13 protein-coding genes are annotated in these 18,576 nt (G+C 41.2%); 9 read left to right on the top strand and 4 right to left on the bottom strand.

The annotated features are described in order from the left end of the window. The first annotated feature begins 63 nt into the window (after nucleotides 1-63). Together PSF27_RS12685 and PSF27_RS12690 are read left to right on the top strand one after the other, a co-directional pair. Nucleotides 64-5,004, top strand: coding sequence for a DNA repair ATPase (locus PSF27_RS12685; RefSeq protein WP_272681587.1), 4,941 nt, complete (start codon nucleotides 64-66; stop codon nucleotides 5,002-5,004). Next, nucleotides 5,001-5,549 carry a rhomboid family intramembrane serine protease gene (locus tag PSF27_RS12690; protein ID WP_272681588.1) on the top strand — a complete coding sequence of 183 codons (549 nt, stop codon included), beginning with the start codon at nucleotides 5,001-5,003 and terminating at the stop codon, nucleotides 5,547-5,549. Before PSF27_RS12685 ends, PSF27_RS12690 begins: the two co-directional genes overlap by 4 nt. Here PSF27_RS12690 and PSF27_RS12695 read toward each other — a convergent pair. Further along, nucleotides 5,546-6,205, bottom strand: a complete 660-nt coding sequence (locus PSF27_RS12695) for a helix-turn-helix transcriptional regulator (protein WP_206085565.1) — start codon at nucleotides 6,203-6,205, stop codon at nucleotides 5,546-5,548. The two genes, PSF27_RS12690 and PSF27_RS12695, sit on opposite strands and share 4 nt — an antisense overlap. Before the next feature lie 74 nt (nucleotides 6,206-6,279). Here PSF27_RS12695 and PSF27_RS12700 point away from each other — a divergent pair, with 74 nt between their 5' ends. Beyond that, a complete protein-coding gene (locus tag PSF27_RS12700; RefSeq protein ID WP_272574334.1) occupies nucleotides 6,280-7,689 on the top strand; it encodes an MFS transporter in 1,410 nt (469 codons plus the stop codon). Nucleotides 7,690-7,723: 34 nt separating this feature from the next. On the opposite strand, the gene PSF27_RS12705 is transcribed toward PSF27_RS12700, so the two are convergent. After that, nucleotides 7,724-9,223, bottom strand: a complete 1,500-nt coding sequence (locus PSF27_RS12705; protein WP_272681589.1) for an MFS transporter — start codon at nucleotides 9,221-9,223, stop codon at nucleotides 7,724-7,726. 94 nt (nucleotides 9,224-9,317) lie between these two features. Between PSF27_RS12705 and PSF27_RS12710 the strand changes: the two genes are divergently transcribed. The 6 genes from PSF27_RS12710 to PSF27_RS12735 all read left to right on the top strand — a co-directional run bounded on the left by PSF27_RS12710 (nucleotide 9,318) and on the right by PSF27_RS12735 (nucleotide 15,675). Then, the gene (locus PSF27_RS12710) at nucleotides 9,318-9,857 is read left to right on the top strand and encodes a TetR/AcrR family transcriptional regulator (RefSeq protein WP_272539767.1); all 540 of its coding nucleotides are present in this window, start codon (nucleotides 9,318-9,320) and stop codon (nucleotides 9,855-9,857) included. Between the two features lie 81 nt (nucleotides 9,858-9,938). Continuing rightward, nucleotides 9,939-10,493 (top strand): hypothetical protein, encoded by a 555-nt coding sequence (locus PSF27_RS12715; RefSeq protein WP_272574335.1) that lies wholly within the window; start codon nucleotides 9,939-9,941, stop codon nucleotides 10,491-10,493. 84 nt (nucleotides 10,494-10,577) lie between these two features. Continuing rightward, entirely contained in the window at nucleotides 10,578-11,420 is an 843-nt protein-coding gene (locus PSF27_RS12720) for a helix-turn-helix domain-containing protein (protein ID WP_272681590.1), read from the top strand. Nucleotides 11,421-11,555: 135 nt separating this feature from the next. Next, a complete protein-coding gene (locus PSF27_RS12725) occupies nucleotides 11,556-13,700 on the top strand; it encodes a TonB-dependent siderophore receptor (protein WP_272681591.1) in 2,145 nt (714 codons plus the stop codon). 5 nt (nucleotides 13,701-13,705) lie between these two features. Next, on the top strand, nucleotides 13,706-14,572 hold the full coding sequence (locus tag PSF27_RS12730; protein WP_272681592.1) for a PepSY-associated TM helix domain-containing protein: 867 nt from the start codon (nucleotides 13,706-13,708) through the stop codon (nucleotides 14,570-14,572). After that, the gene (locus tag PSF27_RS12735; protein WP_272681593.1) at nucleotides 14,572-15,675 is read left to right on the top strand and encodes an ABC transporter substrate-binding protein; all 1,104 of its coding nucleotides are present in this window, start codon (nucleotides 14,572-14,574) and stop codon (nucleotides 15,673-15,675) included. Before PSF27_RS12730 ends, PSF27_RS12735 begins: the two co-directional genes overlap by 1 nt. A 73-nt stretch (nucleotides 15,676-15,748) precedes the next feature. Here the strand turns inward: PSF27_RS12735 and PSF27_RS12740 are convergent, their stop codons facing one another. Together PSF27_RS12740 and PSF27_RS12745 are read right to left on the bottom strand one after the other, a co-directional pair. After that, on the bottom strand, nucleotides 15,749-16,915 hold the full coding sequence (locus tag PSF27_RS12740; RefSeq protein ID WP_272681594.1) for a hypothetical protein: 1,167 nt from the start codon (nucleotides 16,913-16,915) through the stop codon (nucleotides 15,749-15,751). Nucleotides 16,916-17,078: 163 nt separating this feature from the next. Beyond that, nucleotides 17,079-18,377, bottom strand: a complete 1,299-nt coding sequence (locus PSF27_RS12745; RefSeq protein WP_272539774.1) for an SLC13 family permease — start codon at nucleotides 18,375-18,377, stop codon at nucleotides 17,079-17,081. Nucleotides 18,378-18,576: the final 199 nt, after the last annotated feature.

An 18,576-nucleotide genomic window follows, 5' to 3' on the forward strand; every position in this document is an offset into this window, starting at 1 on the left:
GAGGGGGGCTTTTTTGCCCCCTATTGCCTTTTTTTCATCCACTTTAAGGGAATTCGCTGCACCATGTCAGATTTTCAGGAAACGGATCGCGAGCAAGAAATACTCGATAGCGCTGTTGCAGAAGGGGACGCATATGACATTTTACGTAAGCGGCTGACCGAACAAGGCCAGCAACTTCACCAAAAAGCCATACAGCTCAATGAAAAACGCCTAGAAGAATTTGGTCAAAGCCAAATGGATATTATTGGGCGTATTCGTATTCGTACTGAAAATAACTGCCAAGCCCGAGATATTGTTCGAGTGGGTGAATGGTTGCTATTTGGCTATAACGTTTTCCTTGGATTAAAAAAAGAAACGCACCTCAATGATGTGTTTTCATTGTATCGATTGATTGAAAACGAAGGCGAATTTGATGTTGAAGCCGTCGATAATGAAGATACCTTTTTAAATGATACTCGCTTTGTTCAGGATTTTACTGAGCTCTATACCTATTATAAAAATACCCAATTACTGCAACTTGTCGAACGAGATGGCAAACTACTGGCCAGCTTCCAAATTGGCGACCGCATTACCGATGTCCGCGTTTTTCGTTGGTCGATTTCAAGCGATAAACAACGTATTGAATACATTGATAATCGAGGGGAACGCGATATCGCCCTCCCCCCCGCTTATGACTTTGAGTGGCAAAAAACCACTCGCGAAGATACTGTAAATGGCCGTTACCCTCACATTAATATCCTCGACACCGTATTCGTTGAAACTATCGGTGGTGACTTAACAATCAAGTGTGAAAATAACACTGAAGATGGTTTGGGGATTTATCGTGAAGCAGTGCTGGATAAAAATCAGTCCCTCGATGATGCGCAAATTGAATATGCCCAAACAGGCAGTTTGATTATTTTAAAGATTTTGCCTTACCGAGAAGAAAGCTGGCGCTATCTGGTTTACAACACACTGACCCAGTCTGTGCAGCGCATTGACGCCATTGGGCAGGCTTGCGTTCAACTCCCTGAAGATCACGGTATTATTTTCCCAGGGGGGTATTACCTACAAAATGGTGAATACAAAACCTTTGAACAATCGATGGATGGCATGCGTTTTCGCCGCTTACGTCGTTCACCCAATGGCGAAGACGTTTTATATGTTTTTTATTCCCCGAACCAAGGCCGTATCGCACTTTTCAACTATAACCTGATTGAACGTACCCTGTCCGTTCCATTGATTGGGCATGGTTATGCCATGCTTGAAGATGGCAAAATGGTTCTGTTCGAAGGGGAAGGGGAAGAAGCCACGCGCGTCCATCCAATGCAAGTGTGGCAAACACCATTTTATTCTGATGAATTTGCGGATAAGCAACCGACTCGAGGGGGCTTTTTTGGCCGAATTGGTAACGCAGATTTAGTCCGTGGTATTTCTGAAATATTGCATGTTGCCAAAGAGATTGAAGGTAATCATGTTTCTATCGCCCGCTATGAGCAGCTCAGCCAGCAACCTAAAAATTTATTGGATTTATACTATTGGTTCAGCGATGAGCAATGCTTAGAAATTGGTAAGTTACTGAAAGAAATCACGCAAACCAGTGAATTAGTGCTTGATGAATATGAAAAGGTAGAAAGCATCCGCCAGCAGTCGGCTAAATCGATGAATGAAGCCATTAGCCGCCAGAAATCACTATTATCGCTGACATTACCCGACAGCTGGGATGATATTCAGCAATTTGTTGATGGTTTAAATGCCCTAAATGCACAACGCGGGCACTTGATTTCGCTGCGTGAATTTCGCTATATGGATTTAGAAAAACTGAGTGAAATGGAAGGCGAAATTGAAAAAAATCAACAATATGTCTCCCAAGAAACCGCCGTTTTTCTGGCTAGCGATAAAGCGCTACAACCTTTCAAAGCACAATTAACCGTTTTTGAAGAACAAACCGAAAAAGCGCAAAACAGCGCCCAATTAGATATCCCAATGAATGACATGGAAAAAATGTCAACAGATTTGGATATGCTATCTAATTTAATGGCTTCACTGTCATTCAATGATGTGACACAACAAACCCATATCATTGATTCTATCTCACAAATTTATGCACAGCTGAATCAGTCACGGGCTCGCTTACAACAGAAACGAAAGTCCCAAACCAGCGTTGAAACCGTGGCGCAGTTTGGCGCACAATTTCGTTTATTTAGCCAAGGTATCACCAACGCATTGTCCCTTGCGACAGACCCTGAGCGTTGTGATGATCAGCTATCAAGATTACTGGTTCAATTAGAAGAACTGGAAAGCCAGTTTAGTGGCCACGATGAGTTTCTTGATGATATCTTAGCCAAGCGTGAAGAGTTACTTGAAACCTTTGAATCTCATAAACAAATTCTTATTGATGACCGCCAACGCCGTGCACAAAACCTGTTAACTGCTGCTGACCGCTTACTCGATAGCTTGCAACGCAGAACCACCCGTCTGCAGTCTCAAGATGAGCTAAATGCATTTTTTGCCTCAGACCCCCTTGCGTTAAAAACGCGAGAAATCATCGAAAAACTAAGAGAGATTAACGACAACGTTAAAGCCGATGATATCGATGCTCGCTTAAAAGCATCTCGTGATCAAGCTATCCGCATTCTGCGCGATAAAACCGATATTTTTGAAGATGGCGGTAATATCATCAAATTGGGTCGCCATCGGTTTAGCGTTAACACGCAAGAGCTAGACCTCACTATCTTGCCTAAAAATAACCAACTCTGGGTATATCTCACGGGTACGGATTTTCAGGAACCGATTGAAAATGAAGAGCTCACACAGTTACAGCCTTATTGGACGGCAACTTTAGAATCTGAGTCAGAGACAGTTTATCGCGCGGAGTACCTTGCTTATTCGATTATTTATTCTGCCGCTAAACGCCAAGACGAACTCAACATGGCGTTGTTAACCAGCGCGTTAACTTCCCCTGAAAAGCTGGAAAAAATCGTGCGCGATTTTGCAGGCCCACGCTACAAAGAAGGCTATGAAAAAGGGATTCACGACCACGATGCCATTGCAATCTTAAAAAAATTAATTCCTGTCGGGGAGAGTGCCGATCTTCTGCGTTATAACCCGACTGCGCGTGCAATTGCAGCGATTTACTGGGAAATAGCCCAAAACGAAGAATTCCCCGCTCTTTGGCCTGAACGTGCTAGAACAGCGATGAACATTCATCAGCTGTTCCATAATGATAATGCCTTACTTGACCTACAAGCGGAAATTGAAGCCAATATCAGTTTGTTTTTACAAGATAATCCTATTCAATGCCAAAGTTATGAGCAAACACAAGCTGCGGAATATCTGAGCTTTACATTAGCACGAACGCCTATCGAACTGGTCTACAGTAAATATGCAAAAGAACTCGTTCTAGCGTTACAAGAACGCTTAGAAGAAGCCCATATGTGGCTCGATTTCAATCGTTCCCAACAAAATTTAGGTACACGCTACGCCCAACGTTGGTCACTTATTCAAAATTGGCTGCAAGGGCTGTGCTCAACCCCTCAATTCGCACATCTAGTACCTTATATACCTGGTGCAATTGCCATTATTATTTTAGATAAAGTGGCTTCTGCCCGCTACAGCGAAGCTGATCTTTACTTTAAAGTCAGCGGTTTACTGGGGGAACACCCAACCATTGAAAACCAAACGCTATCACTCAGCTTAGATAATTACTTTAGCCGGATGCGCGGGCAGCGAAAACGCTTTATCCCTGAATTCCGCCAATACCAAGCTTTGCGACAACGCATCGTAACAGAGGAACGTAGCCGCTTAAAATTGCATGAGTTTAAAGCTAAGCCATTGAGCTCTTTCGTACGTAACAAACTGATTAATGATGTCTACTTACCCATTATTGGCGATAACATGGCGAAGCAAATCGGCGCACTCGGTGAAGGAAAACGTACCGACTTAATGGGGCTACTGTTAATGATCTCCCCGCCTGGTTACGGTAAAACTACTTTAATGGAATACGCCGCTGATCGCTTGGGGCTGATTTTCATGAAAGTCAATGGCCCTGCACTTGGTCATGATGTGCTTTCACTTGACCCTGCACAAGCACCGAATGCTACCGCGAGGCAAGAGCTAGAAAAACTCAATTTAGCCCTTGAAATGGGAAATAACGTCATGCTGTATGTGGATGACATCCAGCATACACACCCTGAATTCTTACAGAAATTCATTTCCCTGTGTGATGGAACACGGCGTATTGAAGGGGTTTGGAAAAACAAAACCAAAACCTATGATATGCGCGGCAAAAAATTCTGTGTGGTGATGGCAGGGAACCCCTATACCGAATCTGGCGAAGTATTCCGTATCCCAGATATGTTAGCTAACCGTGCCGATATCTATAACCTCGGGGAAGTATTAGGTGGGATGGATGAGGCTTTCGCATTAAGCTATATCGAAAATAGCTTAACCTCGAACCCCGTTTTAGCCCCTCTGGCACTCAGAGATCTCAATGACTTATATCTCCTTGTAGATAAAGCCATGGGGAAATCGGTTTCAACCAATACACTGAGTTACCCTTACTCTGACGCCGAAATAAACGAAATAGTTTTAGTCATCAAACAATTAGTTAAACTTCGCGACATTGTGTTGAAGGTCAATCAGCAATATATTGCCAGCGCAGCTCAATCGGACAAATACCGCACTGAACCTGCATTTCGTTTGCAAGGCAGTTACCGAAATATGAATAAACTCAGTGAAAAAGTCTCTTCTGTTATGAATGAGGAAGAGCTGGAGCGGTTATTAGATGACCACTACCTCGGTGAAGCGCAATTGCTCACAACGGGTGCAGAGGAAAATTTATTAAAACTCGCAGAGTTACGAGGAACACTAACCGAAAAAGAAGCCGCACGCTGGCAACAAATCAAGAAAGACTTTATGCGTAATAAAGCCCTTGGTGGTGATAATACTGATATTGGTGACCGAGTGGTTGTCCAACTCGCCTCTTTAGTCGAAAGTGTTCAAGCATTAGGTAAAGCCGAATGAAATACCCCCGCGTGACACTATTAGTCGCTTTAGTTGCCATATTAATTGGCATTCAGTTGATTAATAGCCTAACAGCGGGTGAGCTTATTCATTTTGGTATTGTCCCTCGTACTCTCAGTGGGTTGATAGGGATTTTGCTTGCCCCTTTTATTCACGGAAGTTGGGATCACTTATTCAGTAATCTTCCACCGCTGATTATACTCAGTGCCCTATTACTCCATCGCACCATCAAGTTTTATCTCGTTGCTTCACTATTTATTATTGTTGTTGGCGGGCTGATGGTATGGCTAGTAGGCCGTAATGCCGTACATGTTGGCGCGAGCGGTTGGATTTTTGGGTTGTGGGGGTTGTTGATTGCCCAAGGTTTTTTGCGCCGAAAATTCGCGGATATCGCCATCGCATTGTTAGTGTTATTTTATTTTGGTGCAATGGCGAGCGGCTTATTACCCGTTCATCAATATATTTCGACAGAATCCCATATTGCTGGCGCGTTATCGGGTATTTTATTTGCTTGGTTGATCAACAAAAGCGAGAAAAAACGTTAGCGCGCTGAAATACGGTAAACACAGCGCCCAGCGCCCTCTAACAAATACTGTTCACGTTCAATACTTGCCTCGTTGCCTATCACTTCTTGAAAAAGCGCTAACTCTGAGCGGCAAAAATTTTGGCAAGCCGTTGCGGCGGCGCAAATAGGGCAATGGTTCTCAATAAAGAGCCAATCTTCCCCCTCTTGCTCAACTTTTGCCATATAGCCTTCTTCGCTGCGTACTTCAGCTAATGCTGCAAGGCGCTCTGCTAACGGTAAGTTTTGGCAGCGGGCGATATATTTTTCACGGCTTTCAATCTCTCTTTGGTGAATAAGCTTTTCCAAGCCATCATCGCCAAAAATAGTCCGAACAGAATCAATCAGCTGTAACGCAAGCTGTGCATGAGTATCAGGAAAACGCTGATGCCCCAATTCGGTTAATACCCAATTTTGCCGTGGTCGACCAGCGCCTGTTTGTGATAAACACTGAGCCCCTTCAACTAACCCCATCGAAGTCAGTTTTTGAATATGTTGCCTTGCGGCTTCCCCTGTCATATTTAAATCGTTAGCAATCACTGACGTCGAAATCGGCCCTTTGGTTTTAATACAAAAAAGCACTTTATCGACGGCTTGTGTTAGATTTAAATTATCAAAGTAATTACTTGCATTAATCATTATGCGACTCTATTATCCAAGCTATTACTTGGATAATACCTCTTTTTTCCCTATTCCGTCTAGCGGGTCTCTCTATGAGCAATGAAACATCGACCTTACCACAGGCTAAGTGGGCTGATTTACTCAGCGGCACCAATGCATTACTGACTATTGCCCTTACTGGGGGCGTTGCACTACATGCTATCAATATTTATATCGTCACCACAATCTTACCCAGTGTCGTTAATGATATCGGCGGCCTCGAATATTATGCATGGAATACCACGTTATTTGTAGCTACCTCGATTGTCGGATCCGCACTTTCAAGCAAAGTGCTCGACTATTTTGGGCCAAAGATGGCGTATTTAATCGCCCTCACCCTCTTTTCACTGGGCTCCATTTGGTGTGCAGCCTCCCCCTCAATGTTGGTGTTATTGGGAGGACGTGCATTGCAAGGGCTCGGTGGGGGAATTTTATTTGCACTCAGTTATGCCTTAATCCGCATCGTCTTTACCGAAAACTTATGGTCTCGGGCCATGGGGGTGGTCTCTGGGATGTGGGGGATTGCGACATTATGCGGCCCTGCCATTGGCGGAATTTTCGCACAAGGTGGCCACTGGCGCTGGGCATTTTGGGCGTTACTTCCTGTTGCAGTATTCCTTGCTATTATCGTTATTAATCAATTACCTAAAAAACAAACTCAAACACCACAAAATAATAAAATACCCTTCTTGGCAATTTCATTATTAGTCATTTCAGTACTCGCCATTTCCATTGGTAGTCTGTCTGACAAACTATTGATAAACCTTATCGGTTTAGCTGTCGGTATTGCCTTACTAGTCACGATGGCACGTTTAGACGGTAAAAATGGAAAGCGGTTGTTACCAACAGGCGCTTATTCGCTGAAAAATCCACTTGGTGTCATTTTCTTAACCATGTGTTTACTCGTTGGCGGTATGACAACTGAAATTTACGTGCCTTATTTCCTACAAACTATCCATCAGTTCTCACCTTTGTCAGCTGGATATTTAACCGCAATCATGGCGGCAGGCTGGACTATTGGTGCGTTATTTAGCGCCAATAAAACAGGCCCAATTGTTGTGAAGATAATTAGAACGGGTCCAATCATCATATTTATCTCTCTGATTGTGTTAGCTGTTTTAACGCATAATCAGCAACTTATTGAGTCTCTACCGCTATTTATTGTGTATTTAGTCGCAATGGCGGGTGTGGGACTCGGGATTGGTGTGTGTTGGCCTCACCTAGTTCTGCGCGTTTTCAATGCCGCACCAGAAGGTGAGGAAAATTTAGCCTCTTCATCCATCATTACAATCCAGTTGTATGCAACTGCCCTTTCTGCTGCTTTGGTTGGTGTGGTTGTGAATAATAGTGGCTTAATGAACCCTGGAGGAATTGTGGGTGCACAACAAGCATCAATTTGGTTGTTTGCGTTATTCGCTCTTAGCCCTCTTTTAGCTATCTTTTTGATTCGTAAAGTGAAGTAAAAAAGAAGGGAGCCTATTGCTCCCTCTTTACTAATTAATAGGCTGATGACGTCTTTTTTGACCTCAAGAATGCAGGCAAAACGATAATACTGATTAACAAAACAAATATTGTTGCGACCATCACCGCTAAAAATGCATGGTCAAAAGCAATATTTGCCTGACTGACCAATAGACTAGCTTTATCTTGTGGTAATTTTTCTGCGACTAATAATGCCTCATCAATGCTGTCATACACTTTATCACTAACCGCTATACCTTCTGGTAGAGAGAGCTTTAACGTATAAATAGCGCTCATCAGCCCACCCATAAATGTCACGCCAAGTACACTACCTATTTCATAAGCAACCTCTTCAATTGAAGCTGCCATACCTGCTTTTTCATCAGGCGCGTTTAACATCACCGTAGTCGAAGCCGTCGTAAAAATAGCACCTAAACCAAAACCTATCAAAAAGAGGAATGAAAGTAACAGAACACCTGCTGAGGTTTGGTACACCATCGTTAAACCAACAACACCGACTAATGTACAAATAAAACCAAAAAGGGTCAGTTTTACTTCACCAAATTTATGCAGATACATACCCGCCAATGGTGCCGCTATCACAGAAGCCAGTGGAATAGGAATGATATACAACGCGGCGACAAATGGGCTATAACCTAAAACAAGCTGTAAACGCTGGCTAAGTAATAATTCAACCCCAACAATAACCACGATGGATAAAATAGCCATCATGATGCCTGCACTGAATTTCGGTTGTTTTAATAATGCAAAATCAATCATTGGTGATTCTGACGCCATCTGCCGGCGTTTGAATACTACCAAAAAGAAAGCCCCGATCCCCCCTGCAACCACTACATTCACCCAATCAATATAAGGTTTACCAAGCTCTTTTAATGCATAAATTGAACTAATTAAGCCAACCAGCACTAAAACAGAGCCTAAAATATCGATTTTTTTATTACTTTGCCCACCACATTGCGGGATCAAGAAATACGCAAAAGGGATAACTAATAACACAACGGGAACATTAATCAGGAAAACAGACCCCCACCAAAAGTGGTTAAGTAAAATTCCGCCAATTAAAGGGCCTATCGCTGCACCTCCTGATGCTACAGCGGACCATATGCCAATCGCCAATGCCCTTTCTTTTGGGTCTATAAAGACGTGCCTAACAATGGCAAGCGTTGCAGGCATACTGACAGCTGCGCCAACAGCAAGAAAACCACGCGATAAAATTAAGCTGGTTGCTGTGGGTGAAAATGCCGCACACAAAGAGGCAATACCAAATAGTGGCAGCCCTAATAAAAACATCCGCTTATGGCCGACTTTGTCACTCAACATCCCCGCAGCAGGCAATAACCCAGCCACTACCAGCGGGTAAGCATTCATAATCCACAGCTTTTCAGATGATGTCGCCCCTAAATCGTGCGTTAATTTAGGTAATGCGGTATAAAGCACCGTGACATCAATAACGATAAGAAACAACACACTTGAAACTAATAGAAGCACTATCCAGCGCTTATAATCGGTTAACATAACATTCTCTCAATGAGTTTATTTGATCATCATTTATTGGTGATCGTGCTATAATATAAATCCATACGTACGTATTGAAAAGAGGTTTTCCTAAATGGGACGTCAACGAACTATCGACAGAGAAAAGCTACTTGATGCTGCTGAAGATATTGTTATTCATCAAGGTGCTGCGGCTCTGACGATCGATGCGGTTGCGAAAGCGATGGGCATCTCCAAAGGGGGCGTTCAATACTGTTTTGGCAACAAAGATGCTTTAATCGATGCCATGTTTGAGCGATGGGGGCAGTCTTATGATGAAATTTTTAATCAAGCGATAGAGCGAGATAACTCCCCAGAAGGGCAAGTTTTGGCACACATGCAAGCCACCCACCAGCACGATAAAATCGCCATGGCAAAAGGCGCTTCATTGATGGCATCACTACTGCAAACCCCTGAATACCTCGAAAGCACCCGTATTTGGTATCGGGAACGCATTGAAAACCTCGACACATCAACAGAAAAAGGTAAATTAGCTCGCATTGTGTTTCTGGCAACGGAAGGGGCTTTTATGTTGCGCTATATGGGGTTAATGGAAATCGATGATAATGAATGGCAGTCTATATTTAGTGATATGGAAAATTTATTAAAAAGTTAGCCTTAGTCTCTTTTTTTGATATCAAAAATAATCTCTATTTAATAACTTAATAAAAATAGATAATAATGGAGATTATAGAAAATGATAGAAAAAAAACCAAACTCATATATACAAAATAATATATTCAATAGAAATTTTAACTCATACAAATCATTCGCCTACAATATAAAAGAGAAACCTTTTAACACAAACAACACGGCTACATTACTAAATAAATTTGAAAACATTATCAAATCCAATGAGGATAATAAAAATTATCTACAAACAAAAAACAACATAATTAAAAAAGAGAAAACCCTAGAAAAACCAATTGAAAATATCGATATATTCAAAAAAGACTTATTAAATAAAAACCTTTATTTAATTTATAGCTCGCCTAATTCAAAAAAAATAACACTCATCCATAATCATAACGAAAATAGAATCAACACAACAAATGCTATATTTATTAATATGTTTGATTTATTAAAAAATGAACCTGATGGTTCCATTTGCAAAATCAATAATTTTATTATTAAAATTCCTAATAAAAACGTCAACTTATCTAATTGTGATAGCCGATTTACAGACGATGTCACATTAAAAAATGGCAAAAAAATACTCATATCGATAGGTAACACTCTATGCCATCAGTAAACATTAGACGTTTATTTGTAGTGATGATAATAATTATCAGTTAGAATCACTATTCACGACGTCGATATCCCAAAGGTTGGTGGAATGCAAAACAACCAAGTCACAACATTACTTCCCAATAGCAACTCTTTCTTTTTTCGGGGAAAAATGACCCCAGAAGCGGGAAAATGGGTCAGTGAGCCTTTGTGGAAAGGGGTCAAACTCGTCTTAATGATGAATGGTGAGCTTGAATGCCAGCCCGATAATAAAAAAACAGTTTCGTTATCGGGCGCTTCATTATGTATTATCGCCAATCAACACGACCATGAAAGCCAACAGCGCTTTTTACAAGCGGAAGACGTGCGTTATGTCTCTGTGTGCTTATCTGAACACTTACTCGATTCTTTTCACATTAAACAAACCGAGTTGCTACTTGCTGCCAAAAATCAAGGGCCACAATTACTTTCTAAACACGCAGGTAATGTCCTCACTGCGTTAGGAAATCAAATACTGAACAGCCCTCTCAGTGGCGCACTTGGAGACATGTATTTAACAGGCAAAATACTCGAACTTTGTGCTCATTCATTTGAACATATCCAACAAAGCCACCTATCTATTCATCATCCAAAACTTAGCAGCCATGACATAAGCAAACTCAATGAAGCCAAGGCGTTGATTTTATCCGATTTAGCGCAACCGTCAAATTTATACCAACTTAGCCGACTCTCAGGGCTCAACATTCGTAAACTCAATTTTGGATTTAAACAACTGTTTGGCTCTTCCATTGCGCCATTTATTCAAGAACAACGCCTCCAGTTAGCTTACCGCCTATTATCAACTGGCGCAGAACAAGTTTCGACTATTGCATGGAAAGTCGGTTACTCCCCAGCACACCTTTCAACAGCCTTTCGTAAACGATTTGGTTTTTCACCTAAAACATTATGCTGATTATTAATCAATCCAATCAATAGGATATTTATATTCACAAATAAATAGTCTGAATATCCAAAGCGACGCGAATACCAGAAAAGTGTAAATGAGATACATTCTCGTTTTATCTTTCTTGCTAGGGTTTGCGTCTCAATGAAAAATTATCTGTATTCACCTATTTATCTTACTGTTATTTCATTAATTTTTTCGTCTGCTGCCTATTCAAAAGAAAACAATCAAGCCAAAAACGAGAAAATTGTTGTCACCGCATCCCCAGTACAATCCCCAACAGGGGAAGTAGAGGGGTATGTGGCAACACGCAGTACCAGCGCAACAAAAACCAATACTGCGTTAATTGAAACGCCGCAAGCCATCAGCGTCGTCACACGCGACGAAATGAGCGCTCACAACGCGCAATCAGTGGGTGAAGCGTTACGTTATACCTCAGGTGTACTACAAACCAACGGGGCTGCATCATCGCGCTTTGATAGCTTAAATATCCGTGGCTTTAATGCATCCAGTACAGGAATGTTAAGAGATGGTTTACGCAGTACCACTGCACAAGCATGGCCTAAAGTAGAACCTTATGGCTTAGAGCGAGTTGATGTGATTCGGGGCCCTTCGTCCGTTTTATATGGACAAAACTCGCCAGGTGGGATTGTTAACCAAATCACTAAGCGGCCTTTGTACCAGCCACTTCATGAAATTGAAGTACAAGGTGGCAACTTTGACCGCCGCCAGCTACAAGGGGATTTTAGTGGGCCAATTGATGGTAGCGACAAATATTTTTATCGCCTAACAGGTCTTGTACGTAAAAGTGATACGCAAATAAAACACATCAAAGACGATAAAGTCTATATCGCCCCAGCCTTTACTTGGTTACCGAATGACAATACGACATTCACGGTATTAGCCGATTACAGTCATGATAAGTTTGGTGCCCCGCGCCCTTTCTTACCGTTGAATGGCACGCTGCTTCCTAATCCTAATGGTAAGGTGAACCCCAATGTTTTCCTCGATGAGCCTGGGTTAAAAAATGATAGGACACAAGCATCTCTGGGCTATCAATTAGATACTGATTTTAACGAGACTTTTTCGGCTCACTCAGGCGCACGTTTTAGCCATACCGATTTAAATACCAATATCGCACAGGGGATGTATCTTTCCCCCGATATGAAAACGTTAAACCGTGTGGCTTACCATTTTCGCATTAAAGGCAATGTTCTGAGTTTAGACAACAACTTACAGGCTAACTGGTGGATAGATAACATCGAAATGACCTCACTTACTGGTGTGGATTATCGTCATACTCGTGAAGACTATATTTTGCTGACCGGAAAGGCGAGCTCAATCGATATTTACAACCCAAGCTACGGCGGTGATTACGGCCCCGTCAATAATATGATGTCCAATACACTACAAACTAGCGACCAAGTGGGCATTTATGCACAACAGCAAGCGAAATTTGATAACGGCGTGATCTTGGTCTTAAGCGGGAGAGAAGATTGGTCGAATAGCAAAACACACAATCGAAAAAGTGAAGCATCTACCGAGCAGCGGGATAGCAAATTTACCTACCGTACAGCCGCTATGTATGTCACTGACTTTGGGTTAGCCCCTTATGTAAGCTATTCCACTTCATTTAACCCACAACTTGGGGTTAATTTTTATGGCAATAACTATAAGCCGATTACCGCTAAACAAATGGAGGCAGGGCTGAAATATCAGCCAGAAGGCAGCAACACTAACCTCACTTTAGCGGTGTTTGAACTGAAGCAACAAAACATGCTCACCGCCGATCCTGAAAATAATTTAAATAGCTTACAAACTGGAGAAGTTCGCTCCAGAGGCGTTGAATTACAGGGGGTTTACTCACCATTTGATGGGCTAAATTTAACCGCGGCTTACACTTATAACCAATTAGAAAATACCAAAACCAATAATGCCGCAGAAAAAGGTAAGCGCCCAACAGGCTTACCCGAACACACTGCCTCTGCATGGGCCGATTACACCCTACAGAGTGGGCAACTCCAAGGCCTGGGCTTCGGTGCAGGTGTTCGTTATACCGGCTCATCCCCTGTAAATAACGATGACACCATTTCCAATCCATCAAATACCCTCTTCGATGCCGCTGCGCATTATGATTTAGGTGGGATCAATTCCAACCTGAATAACTGGCGAGTGGGGGTGAACGTCAACAATATTACCAATAAACAATATTATACCAGTTGTTCAATGGGTGGATGTTCTGTTGGCTTTGATAGAACCGTGATTGCCTCATTACGGTACCGTTGGTGATCGTGATGGCTAAGCATTCTTCACGTCAATATTGGCTAAAAATCCATTTATGGCTCGGCTTAGTGATCGGTTTTTTCATTGCTATTTTAGGCATTTCTGGGTCGCTACTATTACTGAAGAAATCTATTTTAGAATGGGAAATTGGCCAACATGTGTTGTATGCCACGCCGCATACACAAGGGGCATTGCTGTCGTCAGACATTTGGCGACAGCAAGCGACAAATAGCTATCCACAGCTCAATAAAGTAATGGGAGTTGCACCACCGAACAGTGGCTTTATTCCTGCAACGAATGCGATGGTGTTTGGCTCTGTTACCCCATCGAATAAACTGGGTATCGCCTTTATTGACCCAATCAATGCAGATGCAAAAGGGTTTGTTATTTTTGATGATTTACTCTTTGCCAAAGTAGTTTCATTACACCGTTTGCTGCTATTACCTCCTGACATAGGAAGCTGGTTGGTATTGACTTGTGGCGTGGTGTTGATCGTATCAATAGTGAGTGGTGCCCTATTATGGTGGCCAAGGAAAAACGTATTTTCCATGTTAGTGCATTGGAAAAAAGGCCTAAAAAATGGGGCAAAATGGCGTCAATGGCACTATTTCTTTGCTATCTATTTTGCTCTCCCACTTTTTATTATTGCCTTCAGCGGTATGCTTCTAGCCCGCCCCGATTTATTCACTTCATTAATTTCAGCCCAAGAAATCAAAGGTTTGGTTTCAACTCTCCATAGCGAAATTGGACTGGGTTTCTTTGGGCTGCTTATTGTGTTTTTTTCCGGCTTTTTATTGCCCTTTCTGTATATCAGTGGCGTGGTGATTTGGTGGAAAAAACGGCGCTCTTCTGCGCTATCGGTTAATAGGATAACATAATGAAATTATTACTTTCTTTACTCTCATTCGGTCTCTTTTCATTTTCAATCTACAGCCAAGCAGTAACTGTGACTGATATTACTGGCCGGCAAGTGCAAGTTCCTGATCACGTTCAGCGCATTTTGCTGGGGGAAGGACGGATGATTTACCCCCTTTCCATTTTAGAAAAAGAAGCACCGTTCCAACGAATAATTGGGTGGCAAGGGGATTTTCGCGATTTAGATGTGCAAGGTTATGCCGCTTACAAGGTCGTGTTTAAACAAATTGATGATATTCCGACTGTCGGCGGTGGCTCAGAAGATACATTCAGTATCGAGAAAGCCTTAGCCCTGCAACCTGATTTAGTTATTTTACCGCTAACTGGTGGCCATGGCCCCGGAGCTGGCAGTGAAGCCGCCCGTTTATTAGAATCCGCAGGGATTGCAGTGATCCACGTGGATTTTAGCCAGCACCCTATCAAACACACCCAACTGAGTATGAAAATACTCGGTCAAGCCATTGGAAAAGAAGCTCAAGCGAATCAGTTTAATGCCTATTACCAACAAAAAATGGATGAAATTATTGCACGCATTCCAACCAATATAGAGACAAAAAATAAGCCAACAATTTTTGTGGATTATCTTCCCGGCTTACAAGAATGTTGCGGCTCACCGGGAAAAGGCAGCATGACGGATATGATAAACCTTGCTGGTGGTATCGCAATTGGTGAAAAAATTATTCCTGGGGCAATTGGTAAACTCAACCCAGAGTTTATTTTGGCAAGCCAACCCGATGTATATGTCGCAACTGGCGTTTTCCCTGAAAGTAAAGCAGGAGTCACCGTTGGCTATTCCGCCACAGAACAAGCTGCACAATCGAGTTTAAAAGCCATTTCGATGCGCAAGCCTATTGGGCAATTACGGGCTGTCGAACAAGGGCGAGTACATGGCTTATGGCATATTTTCTATGATTCACCTGAAAATATTATCGCCTTTCAATCATTAGCTAAATGGTTGCACCCAGAGTTGTTTAACGATATTGACCCTGAAGCTACCCGCAAAGAAATGTACCAACAATTTATGCCAATCCCCGCGACTGGGGTATTTTCCTTGACGTTGAAATAACATTTTATTTGGGTGAGTCAGTTATAGAAACTCATAGCCGACTCACCATTTAAAAAGATGCTGTTTGTGCCACTTAAGGCGCTGAAAAAATACCTCTTTTATCCTCAATTATAATTTGATTCAACGGTTTATGAATTCCACCATCATCCGTATGCAAAATAAATACAAATAAAATCTGACAAAGTACTGATTGAGGATAATCTCTAGGCCGGTATTTTGAATATATCTGCCACCCATTTGCAGAGTACCTTTCATACATTCTTTTCATTGCATCAACAACAGAATTAGCCGCTTGCCCCTTATTGATTTTAGTCGATTTTTTTTGGTGATAGATAAAGGCATCAGTAACCGTCTTAGTGATAATATGAAAAACTTGCCCAACAGATATACTTTCTAGTAAATTAACTATGTTTTTCGTTGTTTTTTCACCAATTTGAAAAGAAGTAAATCCGTATTCAGACATTTCATTATTAAGATAAAAAAAACACTCATATAAATTATTTTCTTTGCATAGATTGATTAAAATTTCTTTATTTGTATTTATAAAATAAATATCTGATAATTTATCTTCCAATAAATCAATTATAACTGATAAGTTAGCTGTTTCCGCGACAATAACCTCCCAACACATTGATATTTTATTAAAGTGAATATCATCTTCACTCACCGTTAACCGTTTTAAATTCGTTGCTGAGCTAATAGCCAGTACACCTTCAGCATAGAGTTTTTCAATAATATACCTGTCAAATTCACAACTCGGCGTCAGTTTTTTACACTTCTGACTTTCAATACTTTCTAAATACATTAGGTTTTCATCTGCACTATGGCGTATCAGTGCAAGCAAATAAACACAGTTTTCAAATGAAATATCATTGATACTTATTGCTTTTTCTTTTTTACAAAGCATCATCATATCAATGTACTCTATCTTTTCGAGTCGTTCCTTTTCATTTTCAATACGAATACAATCAATGCATATATGTTCTAAATGACTTAAATGACTAAAGTGGCTTCTATCTTTTAGTGGTTCCATTTCGCCACAGGAAACACATTGTAGTTTTAAACAATAGGCTTTACAGCTTTTAGCAACTATTGCTTTTATTTCTTTCGTTTTTAACTGTGTTTTTTCTTCTAATTTAAGCATTGAATATGAAAAACGACCATTTTCATTAACTTGCCAATATAACTGACAAAAAGATTCATATTCTTTATCAATTACATCAATAAATATAATTTCCATATTTTATTTCCTTATTTTTTATAATTTTATATTAAAAAAAACAAAAAATAGAAGCTATATTTTTAGATAATAAAAAAGGTCCATTACGATAAAATAATGAACCTTTGACTAACGCAATATGGTAAGGCAACAATTGCAAATAAAATCCCCTTTTTGGGTAAAACTAAGAAGGGATCACTCCCAGCAATCTAAACCAAAAATAATCCAGAGGAACTAACAAGAGGAAAGTAAGTATAAATAATATAATACATAATCTAACGCCATCCATTAATGGTACTTTGCCCATCCCCATAGCCACAACAATGGGTGATGCCTGATAAGGCAACAATGGCGTTGAATAACCAATAACTTGTACCATCAGTACGGCAATCATGGGTAACTCAGTTGCAGTGGAGAGAGATTCAGCCAGCGGTGTATATAATGCAGGAACACCATTAGCCGTTACGACAAAGTTTAACCCGCTGGTCAACCCAACTAAGCTACCAAAATCTATAAATGGGCTATTAGGGTCCAATGGCAATAATTTTTGAAGGTAAGTACCTACTACCATTCCGACATTTGAATAACTCACTAAGGTTGCTAGGCTTAAAATCCCCGCTACATAAATACAGGTGCGAATATTTACCGCTTGAACAAATTCATCATTGGTCACAAACCCCACTTTCGGTAGCAAACATAAACATGCCGCCACTAAACCGACCCATGCAGGAGAAACACCATGAGTGGTATCTGTTATCCAGAAAAGTAAGGTTATTGCCAAAAGAAGGCCTAATTTTTTCTCATTACGGCTCATCGGCGGTAATTTTTTTTGTTCAGTCATCGGCTGTAATTTGGCAGGAAATAGAAAATAGATACTCAGAACAACTAAAAGACCTTTGATTAGCCCCAAAATAGGCATATGGAGAAATAGGTAGTTTAGATAAGATAGCTTTATTCCATAGGTGGTTTCTATTGCACCAGCCATCACTAAATTCGGTACGTTAGCAGGTAGTATCGTGGCTGAAAGTTGGAATGTACCAAACCCGACAGCTAACGCTAACCCTATACGGCCTCGGCTACCACTTTCTAATCTGACTTTATCGGCTATCGCCATCACAATCGGCATCAATAGTGCAATCCGCCCCATGTTCGATGGCATGATAAAAGCCAACCCATAAGCAAGGAGCACCACACCTGTAATCAGCTTTAACCATGAACTCGTAAAACGCCCTGAGATATGTTGAGCAATACGCTCTGCCAGTCCAACTTTATTAATCGCAAAGCCAAGGATAAAACCACTTAACACAAGCCAAAAAGCTTCTGAAGTGAACCCTGAAAAAATCACATTGGTCGGGGCTAAATGTAAACATGCTGCTGCGGCTAAAAACAGTAATGCTACCAAGTATTCAGGGAGTTTCCCTGTTGCCCAAAACCCAATTGTAATTGCGATAACAACCGCACTCAGCCATTCTATCTCTGCCATCCACGTCGCCTTCTATTGGTTTTTATTATTGTTCAAAAAGATGATTTGATATGCACTCAATTTTATTTTTAATCCACCAAAAATAAAATATGCAGACCAATGAAATAACAACAGCAAGTGACGAATTTATGAAGTTTTTTTTATGCGTTAGAGTGGAGAAAAACTCGTCGTTTCTAAAAATATTTCCTGAAAATTACGA

Source organism: Providencia sp. PROV129 (assembly GCF_028482245.1).
Lineage (GTDB): Bacteria > Pseudomonadota > Gammaproteobacteria > Enterobacterales > Enterobacteriaceae > Providencia > Providencia vermicola.